Origin of the sequence: Paraburkholderia adhaesiva, assembly GCF_021390575.1 — a bacterium.
Classification (GTDB): domain Bacteria; phylum Pseudomonadota; class Gammaproteobacteria; order Burkholderiales; family Burkholderiaceae; genus Paraburkholderia; species Paraburkholderia adhaesiva.
The window spans coordinates 900,520-913,847 of record NZ_JAJEJQ010000002.1; the positions used below are offsets into that span (position 1 = coordinate 900,520).

At 65.3% G+C, this 13,328-nt stretch carries 17 protein-coding genes; 16 read left to right on the top strand and 1 reads right to left on the bottom strand.

The annotated features are described in order from the left end of the window. Window positions 1-51 precede the first annotated feature (51 nt). The 15 genes from L0U80_RS19620 (at window position 52) to L0U80_RS19690 (ending at window position 11,392) form a co-directional block, all read left to right on the top strand. Window positions 52-1,086 (top strand): major capsid family protein, encoded by a 1,035-nt coding sequence (locus L0U80_RS19620; protein ID WP_233868705.1) that lies wholly within the window; start codon window positions 52-54, stop codon window positions 1,084-1,086. Window positions 1,087-1,096: 10 nt separating this feature from the next. After that, window positions 1,097-1,570 (top strand): hypothetical protein, encoded by a 474-nt coding sequence (locus L0U80_RS19625; protein WP_233868708.1) that lies wholly within the window; start codon window positions 1,097-1,099, stop codon window positions 1,568-1,570. Continuing rightward, window positions 1,567-2,055: a DUF4054 domain-containing protein gene (locus tag L0U80_RS19630; protein ID WP_233868711.1), complete on the top strand. Its 489-nt coding sequence runs from the start codon at window positions 1,567-1,569 to the stop codon at window positions 2,053-2,055. Before L0U80_RS19625 ends, L0U80_RS19630 begins: the two co-directional genes overlap by 4 nt. A gap of 13 nt (window positions 2,056-2,068) precedes the next feature. Then, complete coding sequence (locus L0U80_RS19635) at window positions 2,069-2,662, top strand: hypothetical protein (protein WP_233868714.1); 594 nt, start codon at window positions 2,069-2,071, stop codon at window positions 2,660-2,662. 3 nt (window positions 2,663-2,665) lie between these two features. Continuing rightward, window positions 2,666-3,094, top strand: a complete 429-nt coding sequence (locus tag L0U80_RS19640) for a hypothetical protein (RefSeq protein ID WP_233868717.1) — start codon at window positions 2,666-2,668, stop codon at window positions 3,092-3,094. A 17-nt stretch (window positions 3,095-3,111) separates the two neighbouring features. Further along, window positions 3,112-3,732 (top strand): phage neck terminator protein, encoded by a 621-nt coding sequence (locus L0U80_RS19645; protein ID WP_233868721.1) that lies wholly within the window; start codon window positions 3,112-3,114, stop codon window positions 3,730-3,732. Window positions 3,733-3,789: 57 nt separating this feature from the next. Continuing rightward, on the top strand, window positions 3,790-5,277 hold the full coding sequence (locus tag L0U80_RS19650; RefSeq protein WP_233868724.1) for a DUF3383 domain-containing protein: 1,488 nt from the start codon (window positions 3,790-3,792) through the stop codon (window positions 5,275-5,277). 74 nt (window positions 5,278-5,351) lie between these two features. Next, a complete protein-coding gene (locus L0U80_RS19655; RefSeq protein ID WP_233867104.1) occupies window positions 5,352-5,786 on the top strand; it encodes a phage tail fiber protein in 435 nt (144 codons plus the stop codon). Continuing rightward, complete coding sequence (locus tag L0U80_RS19660; protein WP_233867101.1) at window positions 5,783-6,166, top strand: hypothetical protein; 384 nt, start codon at window positions 5,783-5,785, stop codon at window positions 6,164-6,166. The genes L0U80_RS19655 and L0U80_RS19660 overlap by 4 nt, the downstream gene beginning before the upstream one ends. Continuing rightward, complete coding sequence (locus tag L0U80_RS19665; protein ID WP_233868728.1) at window positions 6,163-6,405, top strand: hypothetical protein; 243 nt, start codon at window positions 6,163-6,165, stop codon at window positions 6,403-6,405. The genes L0U80_RS19660 and L0U80_RS19665 overlap by 4 nt, the downstream gene beginning before the upstream one ends. Beyond that, on the top strand, window positions 6,402-8,633 hold the full coding sequence (locus tag L0U80_RS19670; protein WP_233868731.1) for a phage tail tip lysozyme: 2,232 nt from the start codon (window positions 6,402-6,404) through the stop codon (window positions 8,631-8,633). The genes L0U80_RS19665 and L0U80_RS19670 overlap by 4 nt, the downstream gene beginning before the upstream one ends. A gap of 10 nt (window positions 8,634-8,643) precedes the next feature. Then, window positions 8,644-9,432, top strand: a complete 789-nt coding sequence (locus tag L0U80_RS19675; protein ID WP_233868733.1) for a phage baseplate protein — start codon at window positions 8,644-8,646, stop codon at window positions 9,430-9,432. 9 nt (window positions 9,433-9,441) lie between these two features. Further along, window positions 9,442-9,750 carry a phage baseplate plug family protein gene (locus L0U80_RS19680; RefSeq protein ID WP_233868735.1) on the top strand — a complete coding sequence of 103 codons (309 nt, stop codon included), beginning with the start codon at window positions 9,442-9,444 and terminating at the stop codon, window positions 9,748-9,750. A 9-nt stretch (window positions 9,751-9,759) separates the two neighbouring features. Then, on the top strand, window positions 9,760-10,659 hold the full coding sequence (locus tag L0U80_RS19685) for a baseplate hub protein (protein ID WP_233868738.1): 900 nt from the start codon (window positions 9,760-9,762) through the stop codon (window positions 10,657-10,659). After that, the gene (locus tag L0U80_RS19690) at window positions 10,643-11,392 is read left to right on the top strand and encodes a Gp138 family membrane-puncturing spike protein (RefSeq protein ID WP_233868741.1); all 750 of its coding nucleotides are present in this window, start codon (window positions 10,643-10,645) and stop codon (window positions 11,390-11,392) included. Before L0U80_RS19685 ends, L0U80_RS19690 begins: the two co-directional genes overlap by 17 nt. Window positions 11,393-11,410: 18 nt before the next feature. Here the strand turns inward: L0U80_RS19690 and L0U80_RS19695 are convergent, their stop codons facing one another. Further along, window positions 11,411-12,829 carry an SIR2 family protein gene (locus L0U80_RS19695; RefSeq protein WP_233868744.1) on the bottom strand — a complete coding sequence of 473 codons (1,419 nt, stop codon included), beginning with the start codon at window positions 12,827-12,829 and terminating at the stop codon, window positions 11,411-11,413. A 107-nt stretch (window positions 12,830-12,936) separates the two neighbouring features. Here L0U80_RS19695 and L0U80_RS19700 point away from each other — a divergent pair, with 107 nt between their 5' ends. Next, entirely contained in the window at window positions 12,937-13,272 is a 336-nt protein-coding gene (locus L0U80_RS19700) for a contractile injection system sheath initiator (RefSeq protein WP_233868747.1), read from the top strand. Window positions 13,273-13,328 lie beyond the last annotated feature (56 nt).

Sequence of the window (13,328 nt, forward strand, 5' to 3'; positions counted from 1 at the left end):
GTGTGTTGACCCGGCAGTCGCGGGCCTTCCTTTTTAACGCGCGAGGCCATCATGCGACATAGCGATTTCGACCAGCTCGAGCGGACCTTCGGCATCGTCATGCCGGAGGTGCTTGACTACACCACGGCGCTGCTCGCCATGGACGCGCAGGGGCCGCTCGTCACCGCGCCCAACGCCGGCATTCCCGCGTGGCTCGCCAACTTCATCGACCCGGAGTTCATCGAGATCCTGGTCACGCCCAACAAGGCCGCCGCCATCCTCGGCGAGGCAAAGAAGGGTAACTGGACCACGCTGACCGCCACCTTCCCGGTGATCGAATCGACCGGCGAGGTGTCGAGCTATGGAGACTACAACGAGAACGGCTCGGTCAGCGCGAACGCCGACTTCCCGCAGCGGCAGTCGTACCACTACCAGACCATGACGCAGTGGGGCGAACGGCAACTGGAGATGAGTTCGCTCGCGAAGATCGACTATGTGTCGCGCGTGAACATCGCCTCGGCCATCGTGCTCGACAAGTTCCAGAACAACACCTACTTCTTTGGCGTGGCGGGCCTGCAGAACTACGGGCTGCTCAACGACCCGCGCCTGTCGGCGTCGCTCACGCCGGGCGCCAAGGCGTTCAACGGCAACACCTCGGGGCCGTGGATCACCAATGGCGCGGTGACGGCGAGCGCGAACGAGATCTATACCGACATCCAGACGCTCTTTAACGAGCTGGTGCTGCAGTCGGGTGGCCTCATCGAAATGGACGCGCGCATGACGCTGGCGATGGCCCCGTCCTCAAGCGTCGCGCTCACGACGACGAACATGTACAACGTCAACGTGACCGACCTGCTGAAGAAGAACTTTCCGAACCTCAAGATCGAGACGGCGGTGCAGTACCAGAACCCGGCGGGCGGCAACCTGCTGCAACTGATCGCCGAGGCCATCGACGGGCAGAAGACCGGTTACTGCGCGTTCACCGAGAAGCTGCGCGCGCACGGCATCGTGCGCGACTCCAGCAGCTTCAAGCAGAAGAAGTCGCAGGGCTCGTGGGGCACGGTGCTGTTCCAGCCGTTCGCGATCGCCTCAATGCTCGGCGTCTGAGGAGCACGACATGGCTACGCGTACCAGCGGCAGCAAATCCGCGACCACCACTGCAGGCAAAGCTGAACCGTCACCCGACAAGACACCCGGCTCACCGGTCCTGCAGCCCGCTGCCGCTACGCCCCCGGTCGCACCGGCAGCCTCCAGCGACACCGTGACGGTGGCGTGCCGCCTGCCGCAGGGCCTGCATCTGGACATCGTCAAGCACGGCGAGCTGCGCAAACGCGTGACCCTGAATGGCGCGAATTCGCCGCATGCGGTGGCGGGCTTCGGCATCACCGAGCACGTGCCGCGCGCATTCTTCGAGCAGTGGCTGGCGGAGCATGCGGAGCTGCCCGCCGTGAAGCACGGCCTGATCTTCGCGCACAAACAAAAGGCATCGGTCGAGGACCAGGCCGGCGAGCGCGGCGAGGTGAAGAGCGGGCTCGATCCGATGGACCCGAAGAAGCCCGGCAAGGATCTCGCGCCGCTGTCGAAAGAGTGAGCAGGATTATGCCGACCGGGGTGGTGGTGTTCTCGTACCGCACGTGGGCCGCGCGCTATCCGTCGCTGGCGGCAAGCGTCAAGCCGAAGCAGGCGCAGGCGTATTTCGGCGAGGCGCAACTCTTTTGCGACAACACACCGATGAGTCCCGTGCGCAACCTTGCGATCCGCGCGACGCTCCTGAACCTGCTCGTCGCACACCTGGCCATGCTGAATATGCCCCAGGGCACGGCGGCATCGGGCGGCTCAACCAGTGCGGCTTCGGCAGGGCCTTCACCGCTGGTGGGGCGCATCACGAGCGCCACCGAAGGCAGCGTGTCGGTCGCCACGCAGATGGACGTGCCGCCAGGCAGCGCACAGTGGTTTAACCAGACGCCGTATGGCGCCGAGTTCTGGGCCGCCACTGCCGCGTACCGCACCATGCGTTACATCGCGGCACCCCCGCCGCGCAACCTCGATCCCTATGCACCCTTCATCACGCGTTGATGAGGTCAGCAACATGGCGGCGACGATCACCGGCGGCGCGAAGCTCGAGGCGGTCCTGCGCGCGGCCACCGCGAAGCTCGCGGCAGCGGGCACGCTCGAGGTGGGCTTCATGAGCCGCGCCACCGAAGCGGACAACACGCCGGTGGTCGAGGTGGCCACCGTGAACGAATTCGGCGGCACGGTGAACGTACCCGCGCACGAGACCACCGTCTACCGCAAGCTCGGTCGCGAAGGGGAGCTGCTGCGCGGTGGACGCTTCGTGAAGGCGCAGCAGTCGAATTTCGCGACCACGCACGAGGTACCGGCCTACACGGTGACGATCCCGCCACGCCCGTTCTTCCGCTCGATGGTCGCGAAAGAAAGCCCGCACTGGGGTGGCGATCTCGGCAAGGCGCTCGTCGCCGTGAACTACGACGCCGACCGCGCGCTCGACCTGATGGGCGAGGAGATCAACGGCGCACTGATCGAATCGATCCGCAACTTCACGGACCCGCCCAACGCGCCCTCGACCATCGCGAAGAAGGGGGGCGACGACCCGCTCGTCGACAGCGGCACGATGCTCAAGGGCACCACCTGGCGCATCGACCCCGGTGGCACCGGGACATGAGTCATGAATCTTCATGGCGTGGTCGGCCCCTGCGTCGCGGCGGTCAATCCGTGGCTGACCGTCACGCTGGCTGCGTCGACCGGCTACACGACCGGGCCGGACGGACGGCGCACGCCGGCCTACGCCGACCCGGTGCCGATGCTCGCCCAGGTGCAGGCGCTCACGTGGCGCGACCTGCTGCAGCTTGACGGCCTCAACCTGCAGGGCGAGCGTCGCGCGCTGTACCTGAACGGCAACTGGCAGGGCGTGCTGCGCCCCGAGGTGAAGGGCGGCGACCTCGTCACGCTGCCCGATGGATCAGATTCGGGCTCGTTGTGGCTCGTGGCGCTCGTGCTGGAGAACTGGTGGCTCACCGATGGCTGGTGCAAGGTCTGCTGTACCCGACAGTTGAACCCGGCCACCGGGCGCGTCCCGTCGAACGCCAGCCATTGAACGCCTGAGTTTTCATCATGCCTCGCCCGCTGCTGAGCCTGAACGAAAGTCAGGCGCTGGCGGTGTTGCGCGCGTTTTTGCTGGCGGTGCTGCCGGAGGGCACGGAGGTCATTGCCGGTCAGGACAATCGTGTGCCTCCACCGGTCGGCGTGGACTTCGTCGTGATGACGCCGGTGCTGCGCGAGCGGCTGTCGACCAACGTTACCACGTACAGCGACGGTTACCCGGATGCACCCTGTGAGAAGGCCGTGCGCCAGGCCACGAAGCTCACCGTGCAGCTCGACCTCCACGGCCCGGCGGGCGCCGATGCCACCCAGCTCGTGACCACGCTGTGGCGCGATACGACGGCGTGTGAGGCGCTTGCGGAGGATGGACAGACGCAGGGCCTGGACCTGGCACCGCTCTATGCGAGCGAAGCCCGCCAGATCCCGTTCGTGAACGGCGAGCAGCAGGTCGAGACGCGCTGGAGCGTCGACCTCGTCCTGCAGGTCAACCCCGCCGTCGCCGTGCCGCAGGACTTCGCCGCCTCGCTTGAGATCGGCAACGCCGGCCACCCCGCGACCGCCACAACCACGACCGTCCAGCCCTGGGATGGCCTCATCGAGATCGACACGCGAGGTCGACACAAACCCGCGTGACTGGTCGACAGCGTTTTGCTCCGGACTCCCGAAAACCCTCACCGTTGAGGTGCGGTCATGCCGAACACGATTCCCGGCAGTATTCCCATTGGACAGATCGTCCGGGTCAACCCGGGCGTGCTCGCGGCGGCGGGCAATGCCGTCAACCTCAACGGTCTGGTCCTCACACAGTCCACTTCGGTGCCGATCGGCCAGGCACCGGTGTATGCCGACAAGCAGGACGTGATCTCGACCTTCGGCGCGGCCTCGACCGAGGCTGCGATGGCGACGATCTATTTCGCGGGCTACACGAACTGCACGAAGACACCGGGTGCCCTGTACTTCGCGCAGTACAACGAAGTGCCGGTGGCGGCGTGGCTGTGCGGGGCGTCGCTCGCGTCGATGAGCCTCAGCGCATTGCAGGCCGTCGCAGGGGACCTCAGCGTCACGGTCGACGGCGTGGTTCTGGACGCCACGGTGGACCTCTCCAGCGCGACGAGCTTTTCGGATGCGGCAGCGGCATTGTCCACGGATCTCGGCGCGGACGTGACGTTCGACGCGCAGCGCCAGGCATTCGTCGTGACCTCGGCCACGACCGGCGCGACTTCGACGATCGCCGCAGCGACTGGCCCGGCAGCCACGGCGCTGGCGCTCGACGCGGCCTCGGGCGCGACCGTCTCGCCGGGTGCGGACGCAGCCGACCCGGCCACGTTTCTCGATGACCTCATCACGAACGTCTCGCAGAACTGGGCGCTCTTCGCGACCACCTGGGAGCCGCCGCTGGCGGACAAGCTCGCGTTTTCGCAGTGGGCCAACGGCACGTCCTACCGCTTCGGCTACGTCGGCTACGACTCCGACCCGAACGCGAAAGTCTCGGGGTCGACTGCCTGCTGGGGCGCAGTGCTCAAGGCCGACGCGATCGACGGCTCGGTGCCGCTCTTTGGCGATGCGACGCACGCGGCGTTCGTGCTGGGCTTTGCGGCCTCGCTCGACTTTGCGCGCCTGAATGGTCGCACCACGCTCGCGTTTCGCACCCAGGGCGGGCTGGTGCCAGGCGTCACCAACGCGTCGGACGCGCTGGCGCTGCAGGCCAACGGCTACAACTTCTTCGGCGCATGGGCGACCGCGACGCAATCGTTCAACTTCGCCTACCCCGGCTCGATCTCGGGCCAGTGGGCGTGGCTCGATTCGTTCCTCGACCAGATCTGGCTGAACGCGAACCTGCAGCTCGCGATGATCACGCTGCTCATGAACGTGGGGTCGCTGCCGTACAACGACGCGGGCTACGCGATGGTCGAGGCGGCCTGCATGGACCCGATCGGCAATGCCGTGAACTTCGGCGCGATCCGCACCGGCATCGAACTCTCGGACAGCGAAGTCAGCGCCATCCAGAACGCACTCGGTTTCGATGCCTCGCCGTCGATTGAGGCCAAGGGCTTCTATCTGCAGATCGCCCCGGCCACCGCCGCCATCCGCGCAGCGCGCGCGAGCCCCTCGATGACGCTGTACTACACCGACGGCGGCAGCATCCAGACGCTCACGCTCGCGAGCATCTGCGTGATGTGACGAAACAGCGGTGATGACACACCGGTGACGGCACAGCGGTGACAGGCACGGTCATTCGACAAGGGGGGCACGGCATGTCCACCATCACTTCCGCCAACTCGGCCTTCAGTCTCGCGGTGACCAACCTCTATCCCGCGCCGCAGTCGATCCAGGGCTACGCCGCCGACGACGCGTTCAGCGCCGAGGCGATCGAGCTGGCCGAGATCGTCATGGGCGTGGACGGCCACATGTCGGGCGGGTTCATCTTCAATCCGACGCTGCTGAAGGTGGCGATCATGCCCGACTCGCCGTCGATGCCGGTGTTCGAAAACTGGATGACCTACCAGCGCACCGCGCGCGAGGTGTTCTATGCGAACGGATCGATCGCGGTGCCGTCGATCTCGCGCAAGTACACGCTGCTCAACGGCATCCTGCGTTCGGGCAACCCGATCGTCAACGCCAAGCGCGTGCTCGAATACGTCTCGTATGTGATCGCGTTCGAGCGCATCGTGGGCGAAAGCACATCATGAGAAAGACCCTCGCCTATACCGTGCAGGCCGAAGGCCGCGACAGGGGCAAGGTGTTTCATCTCACCGAGATGCCCGCCGACGCGGGCGAGCGGTGGGCGATCCGCGTGCTGCTGGCGATCGGTCGCGCGGGTGTCGATCTGCCGCCCGGCATCGAGCACGAAGGCATGGCAGCGCTCGCGCGCATTGGCCTGTCGGCGCTCATGCGCATCGATTTCAGCGACGCCGGACCGCTGCTCGACGAGATGATGGCGTGCGTGCGCTTCCAGCCCAATCCCGCCAATCCGGCGATCGTGCGCGAGCTGGTGCCCGAGGACATCGAGGAGATCGCCACGCGCCTGGCGCTGCGGCGCGAGGTGATGCGCCTGCACACGGGTTTTTGACGGGCCGTCAGGTTCTCGACTTCGGCATTCCTGACGGCCCGGTTCATGGCCAACCCGCGCGCCGGATGGACTACCTGAACGTGCCGCCCTCGATCGGCTTCGTGGTCACCAGTGGCCTCGCCACGCTCGCCGAACTGCAAAGCCTCTACGGCACCGGCGACCTGTGGGACCTGATCGAGATCCACGCCGTGAACTGTCATAACGCAGCCGAAGCCGCCAAAGCGCAGCGGAGTCCATGATGCCGACCGTCATCGATACGCTGATCGTCAAGCTCGGCCTCGACACGGCGGCCTACAAGGCGGGGGTCGACGAGGCGAGTGCCACGGGCAAGGCGCTCGCGAACGACCAGGGGGCGAGCGCCGACAAGGCCGCGCAGGCGGTGGCGAAAGCCGCGCAGAAGGCTTCAGCCGACCAGGAGAAGGCCGCGAAGCGGGCGGCGTCGGAGGCGGAGAAGGCGGCGAAGAAGGCCGCCGCCGAACAGGTGCGCGCGGCGAAGGCCGCCGGGGCCGAGGCGAAGAAGCTCGAGCGCCAGTACGAGAAGGTGCGCAACGAGATCCTCGGCATGACCGCCGCCGCGTTCGGCGCGTCGGCCATCAAGGATTTTTTCACGTCGGTGGTGGGCGGGCAGTCGCGGCTGCTGCAGACCTCGAAAGACTTCAGCCTGTCCGCGCGCGAACTCGACGCGTGGCACCAGAGCGCAAAGCAGGCCCTGGGGGGCACCGCCGAGGGCTTCGACAAATCGGTGCAGTCGATCCTCGGCGGCATCGAGGCGTTCAAGGCGGGCGACGTGTCGAACACGGTGGTCGCCTCGCTGCAGCAACTGGGCGTGAAGGTGACTGATGCGTCGGGCCGGATGCGTCCGATGAAGGACGTGCTGCTCGATCTCTCGGCGGCGTTCCAGAAGATGCCGAACCGCCAGGACCAGATCGTGTGGGCCGGGCGTCTGGGGATCGACGAGGGGACGCTGAACATGCTGCGCCAGGGGCGCGGCGCGCTGTCGGCCCTCTATGACGAGAGCTACCGCAATTCGGCGGTCAGCGAAGCGAGCGCGAAGCAGGCCGACGAGACCCGCCGCGCCTGGGCGCGGCTGGCCACCACGTGGGACAACGTGAAGAACACATTGTTCCAGGACCTGACGCCCGCGATCGGGGGCCTCAATACCGCGCTCGGTGGCCTGAATACCTTCATGCAGGCGCACCCGGATCTGACGGCGGGCCTCTTCGGCACGCTGATGGCGGCTTCAACGCTCGGCGGCATCATGAAGCTCACGGGGGCGCTCGGTGGCCTGAAAACCGTGCTGGGGGGCGTGGGTCGCATGCTGGGGCTCGGTGGTGCAGCGGGCGGTGCAGCCGCCGCTGAAGGGGCCGCCACGGCGGCGGCGGGGGGCGGTCTCGCTTCCACGCTGGGCATTGCCGGTCTCGCGGCCTATGGCGGCCTGCAGGTCGCGAAAGCGGCAGGCCTGCCGGATGTGGACCGCAGGAAGGCCGCAGAGGATATCCGCAAGGGCAACTGGTGGACGGCCTCCGCCGAGATGAACCCGCTCGATCTGATGCGCGCGCTGACGGCCCGATCCGGGGGGCGGACGAACGAGCAGATTGCCGCGGCCATCGCGAAGGGCGCGAATCCGCTCGAGACGGCAGCCAAAGCGCAGGACAAGGCCGCGCAGTCACAACTTGATGGGGCAAAGGCGGCCTCGCAGGCGCTTATCGATGCGGCGCAGGATCTCGCCGGTGCAGTGTCGACGAACGCCGCTGCGGCTGAGCTACCGGCAGGCGCAGGGGCGGCTCCCGGGTCGGTCGTGACCGGAAGTGCGAAGTCCGCTGCGGCGGCGTTCATGAAGATGGGCTGGTCGCGCGAGCAGGCAGCGGGCATCGCAGCGAACCTCAATATCGAGAGTGGACTGCGGCCCAACATCGTGGGCGATCGCGGTGCCGCCTATGGCATCGGCCAGTGGCACGCCGACCGGCAGGCCGAGTTCCGGCGCGTGTTTGGTCACGACATTCGCGGCTCGTCGCTCGAGGAGCAATTGCAGTTCGTCAACTATGAACTCACGCGCGGCCAGGAGCAGGCCGCAGGCCGTGCGCTGCGAGGCGCGAGATCCGCTGGCGAGGCGGGCGCGATCGTGTCGGCGAAATACGAGCGGCCCCTGAATGTCGAGAAGGAGATCGGCAAACGCTCGGCGGCAGCAAGCGCGCTGTATGCGTCGCTGCCCGGCGGAGTGGGGACTGCAGGCGGCGGTGCTGCCGTGCCCGCGGGTTTGCCCACAGCGGCCCCGATGATGACCGCCGCATATCAGGCGGGCGCGGGCGCATCGATGGTCAACAGCCACAACCGCACCGACACCCATATCGGCACGGTGAACGTCTATGGTTCGGACACGAATGATGGCCACGCCGTGGTGGCGGACATGCGCGACGAGCTGGACCGCCACGGGCTGATCGCGGGCGCGGCTTATGGCATGAGCTGAAGGTGAGGTGATGCCGCTGATCCCGTTTCCCGATGTGCCCGCCGTGGCGGGCGTGCCGGACCTCGCCCGCGTGCCGCTTGCCATAGGTGTGCTGACCGGTGCAGTGCAGGCCGCGCAGACGCTGCAGGGGCTCGACTATTTCGGATTCCTGCCGGGTGATACGCCGCAGTGGATCCTCGCCGACGACCAGGGCAACGCGCTCATTACGCCCGATTCGCTGGTCGACCTCGGCTATCGCGGCGAGGGGCGCGTGGCCACCTATCCGGTCGAGCAGGGCTCGTTCGCCTCCTACAACAAGACCACACAGCCGCAGGAGCTGACGCTGCGCCTGTCGTGTGGCGGGAAGAACATGGGTCGCGACACCTTCCTCGCAGAACTCGGGTTCCTGCGCACGTCGCTGACCCTCGTGAACATCGTGACGCCCGAGATCACCTATCGCAGCTACAACGTCGACCGGGTCGACTATGCGCGCAAAAGCTCGACGGGCCTGTCGCTGATCACGGCGGAGGTCCACTTCGCCGAGATCCGCACGAGCGCGCAGGCGTCGTATTCGAACACGGCGCAGCCCTCGGGGGCCGATCCGCAGAGCCAGGGGTGGGTGTGCGCCGCGGCGGATCCGGGCGCGCCGACCAACCAGCAAACGCCGCTGCAGCAGGCCTCGGCCAGCATCGCGTCGATGTTCGCGAATGCGCAGCAGTCCGTGCAGCACATCGAGTCGGCCATCTCGACGCAGCTCACGCAGGGTTTCTCGGGCGTGGCTGCGTCACTCGAGACCGCCTTTTCGGGCGTCTTCGCGTAGGCGGATCCGATGCAGACCGTACCGCTGGCGGCGGTGCCCTCGCAGCGCCTGTCGGTGGCGCTGGCGCAGCAGAACTGCGGTCTCGCGCTCTACCAGAAACGCACGGGCCTTTATCTTGACCTGTACGTCGCGGGCAACCTCGTCATGGCGGGCGTGCTGTGCCGCACAGGCGTGTATCTGGTGCGCGAGGCGTATCTGGGCTTTGCCGGGGATCTTGTGTTTACCGATACGGCGGGCAGCGACGATCCCGACTACACGGGACTCGGCTCGCGCTGGCCGCTGCTGTACGTTCAGGCCAGCGCGGTTGCGAGCGCGTGAAGGTGCGCCATGCCGTTCGCACAGCGCCGCATCAACGTGACATTCGCGCTGGCGAAGACGACGTTTCCCGATGGCTCGCAGATCCTCGACCTCGAAGGGCATCGTGTGCAGGTCAGCCTCGCCAACAACGGCGGAGGCCTGGCGCTGCCGACGCTCTCGCTGCGCATCTACGGCATGCAGCTCGCCGACATGGGGGCACTGGCCACGCGGGGCCTCACGGGCCTTGCCGTGAACGGCGACCAGGTCACCATCGAGGCGGGCTCGGTGGACGGCTCCGCTAATGGGAGCAGCGCGGGCCTCATGAACACGATCTTTGTGGGCACGATCTATTCGGCGGTGACCGATTTCAGCGGCAGCCCCGAGGTGTCGTTCGTCGTGAATGCCTCGAGCGGCTTCCTGCAGCGCATCCAGGCCGCGCCGCCCAACACGTACCCCGGTCCGCAGGATGTCGCGAGCATCATCGGCGGGCTGGCGAAGCAGGCAGGTTATGCCTTCCAGAACCACGGCGTCACCGCGAAGATCTCCGGCCAGTATCTGGCCGGCACGCTGATGGACCAGATCGAAAAGGTGGCGGGTGCGACGCAGACGCTCGTGCTGCTCGACCAGGGCGTGCTGCATTGCTGGCCCAACGGCGGCGCACCAGATTTTCCTGCCGTGACCCTCTCGGCAGCGACCGGCATGCGCGGCTATCCGACCTTCACGCCCACCGGCCTCGAGGTCAGTTGCGAGTGGAACGCGGCGATCCTCTTTGGCGCGACCGCGAACGTGCAGTCGCTCGTGCCGATGGCCTCTGGCAGCTGGCAGGTGATGCGCGCGAGTCACGAACTCTCGACGCTCACGCCCGATGGTCCGTGGTTCAGCACGCTCAACCTGTCTCCTGTGGGATATCTCGGTGTCAGCCCCAACTAGCGCCGCCGTCACCAGCATCCGTCCGTGGTCGCTCGCGGGCGAGTACGCGCGGCAGAGGACGGTCGTCGAGCAGTTGCTTACGCGCGTGCGCACGGCCTATCTGGGCAAGGTGATCGCGGCCCGCCAGAACGGCGCGATCGAGGGCGCGGGTACGGTCGATGTGCAGCCGCTCGCCGGGCAGCTCGATGGCGCAGGCAACGTGATCGCCCACGGCGTGATCTACGGTATCCCGTACCTGCGTCTCGCGGGTGGGGCGAACGCGGTGATCCTCGACCCGCAGGCGGGCGACATTGGACTCGTCGCGGTGTGCGACCGTGACAGCTCGTCGGTCATCGCGAACGCGGGCGCGGCGACACCGGGCAGCCTGCGCCGCCACGACCTGTCGGATTCGGTGTACGTGACGACGGTGCTGGGGACCGCGCCGCAGCAGTACGTGGCGTTCTCCCCGGACGGCATCGACATCGTGTCGCCCGTGCAGATTCGCTTGGCGGCCCCCACCATCGTGCTGCAGGCCGATAACAGCATTGGACTGACGGCAGGCAACGGCATCACCGATTCGGCTCCGGCCATCGAACTCGACGGGGCGGTCACGCAAGGCGAGGGGCCGCAGGGCGGCGATGCGACGATGGCGGGACCCCTGACGGTGCAGCAGGACGTGAGGGCGGCAGGCACGAGCGTGCATGGCCACGAGCACCGAGATTCGGTGGGCGGCGTAACGAGCGCACCTCTTTGACCGTTGCGGCGGCTCACATCAGGTCCCTTTGCCTGCTGCTGCAACGTGGTTCTTGTTCACGTCGATCGTCCCGGTGTCGATCTTGTACTCTTCGTTCTTAAGGACTTTTCGAAGAAGATCAACTGCCGCATCCGTATAACGATGGCCCAACTGGCTTGACTTGTGTCCCATTTTGATAGCGATGTGGTACTTGTTGTCGGTGGCCTTCATATCGAAGCCAGTCTGATCGCGAAGAATCGAGATCAAATCGTCAGCCTTGTGCCACGTTGTGAAACCAAGCTCCTGTGCAACTCCGGTCAACGCATATTTGTAGTCGAGATTTACCTGCGAAGGATTTGCGATGGAGGTTACGCCGAACAGCTTGGCAAAAGTTTCACCCGATTCGACCGCATGCTCGAGCTGTTTGAAATCAATCTCGACGTGCTTTTTCGGAATGTCGGATCGGATTAGTTCGACGGAACGTGCCATGAGGGCGCGCAAGAGTTTCGTATTGATGTTTTCCAGGTTGCCTGCCTGACCAAACGCCTTGAATACCCACTCGAACGACGATGCGCTGATGCTCTTGATCCGGATGTTTACGTCTGGTGCGATCGAAATGACCTTGTCACGGGCAGGGTAAGACTTCTCATCCAGCTTGTCATTCCACTCCAGGATGTAGATGTTCGGCACAAGCTGGAAGTCGGCGCGTACCATGCGGTCGACATCGTACAGGATTGACTTGATATTCGGGTCCTCTGCCCGGTAGCCGATGAAAAGCAAAGGGTGCTCAATGAAGTAGGTCAGGAGCTTCGCGCTCAGGTATTTGTGATCTTCCTTGAAGCGCTCGTAGTCTTCTTCGTTGAAAACAATTGAGGACGGATTTGAACGGCAGCCATGGATCTTGAAGATCTCGCCAATCGACAGGTAGCCTTTCCGCAGGATTTGCTGTCCGATAATTCGCTCGTACTCGGGAAAGAGCGGCTCGATAATTTCGTCGTAGTTGGTGGTGATAATTGCATGGGCGCTAATATTCTTGAGCGCCTCGATTTCGGCATCTAATCCCGGAGAACCGTACGAGCCGTTCGCATCCGGGCCGAGCTTCTCGAGCAGTTCGCTGATCTTGTACTTGATGAATATGTCGCGCGGCGCGTCGTCGTGGAAGTATTCCGCGGGGAACTCAGCGATTCCCTCGGACCAGGCCCACTCTCGGTATAGATCGGTAAATACTGACCCAATCTTCTGGAGGTTGCCGTTGTAAGTCTGCTTGTAGTAGGCGAAATCTTTATCGATTTTTGGACACGCGTTTGCAAGCTTCCTGAGCAATTCTTCCCAATTGGGACCGCCAGCATAACGCCTCGTGAATCCAGACCCGACAAACAGGATGGGTTGGCACCCGGCACTGTTCAAGACCTCCGCGATGTCCGCGGTAACCTCTTCCTGGTACTGTTTGTAGTCCATCGGCATACGGAAGCCCCTCACAAGATCGCGTCGGTAGAGAAGCCATATTCTAGCCGCCGGTTAAATGCCGCAACTGTTCTGTCTGCCGCGTTATGAAGACACTGCTATTGGACAGGACAGCGTGGGACCTGGTGCTCGATGCCTCGGGCAACATCGCGTGTGCGACCGATCCGTACCAGGTCGCACAGGACGTGGCGAGTGCGATTCGCACGTTTCGTAGCGAGTGTTACTACGACACGACGCTCGGCGTCCCGTACTGGCAGGTGGTGCTGGGGCAGTTGCCTCCGGCCTCGTTCATCCGCAGCGAACTCGTCAATGCCGCACTGACGGTCCCGAACGTGGCGTCGGGCACCGTCACGCAGCTCGTGCTCAACGGGCGGCAACTCGCGGGCGAAATCGACGTAACGGATGCGAACGGCAACACACAGACCGTGATCTTCTAGCTGGGTCATACGCAGCAATCTGGAGTTGACCCACCCGTTGTCCTCGCGCTGTACGC

Bases quoted from the DNA above. Each gene is read 5' to 3' on its own strand.
- L0U80_RS19640 (WP_233868717.1), top strand. From the start codon at position 2,666: ATGAATCTTCATGGCGTGGTCGGCCCCTGCGTCGCGGCGGTCAATCCG.
- L0U80_RS19645 (WP_233868721.1), top strand. From the start codon at position 3,112: ATGCCTCGCCCGCTGCTGAGCCTGAACGAAAGTCAGGCGCTGGCGGTG.
- L0U80_RS19670 (WP_233868731.1), top strand. From the start codon at position 6,402: ATGATGCCGACCGTCATCGATACGCTGATCGTCAAGCTCGGCCTCGAC.
- L0U80_RS19635 (WP_233868714.1), top strand. From the start codon at position 2,069: ATGGCGGCGACGATCACCGGCGGCGCGAAGCTCGAGGCGGTCCTGCGC.
- L0U80_RS19660 (WP_233867101.1), top strand. From the start codon at position 5,783: ATGAGAAAGACCCTCGCCTATACCGTGCAGGCCGAAGGCCGCGACAGG.
- L0U80_RS19650 (WP_233868724.1), top strand. From the start codon at position 3,790: ATGCCGAACACGATTCCCGGCAGTATTCCCATTGGACAGATCGTCCGG.
- L0U80_RS19655 (WP_233867104.1), top strand. From the start codon at position 5,352: ATGTCCACCATCACTTCCGCCAACTCGGCCTTCAGTCTCGCGGTGACC.
- L0U80_RS19675 (WP_233868733.1), top strand. From the start codon at position 8,644: ATGCCGCTGATCCCGTTTCCCGATGTGCCCGCCGTGGCGGGCGTGCCG.
- L0U80_RS19620 (WP_233868705.1), top strand. From the start codon at position 52: ATGCGACATAGCGATTTCGACCAGCTCGAGCGGACCTTCGGCATCGTC.
- L0U80_RS19695 (WP_233868744.1), bottom strand. From the start codon at position 12,829: ATGGACTACAAACAGTACCAGGAAGAGGTTACCGCGGACATCGCGGAG.
- L0U80_RS19680 (WP_233868735.1), top strand. From the start codon at position 9,442: ATGCAGACCGTACCGCTGGCGGCGGTGCCCTCGCAGCGCCTGTCGGTG.
- L0U80_RS19685 (WP_233868738.1), top strand. From the start codon at position 9,760: ATGCCGTTCGCACAGCGCCGCATCAACGTGACATTCGCGCTGGCGAAG.
- L0U80_RS19625 (WP_233868708.1), top strand. From the start codon at position 1,097: ATGGCTACGCGTACCAGCGGCAGCAAATCCGCGACCACCACTGCAGGC.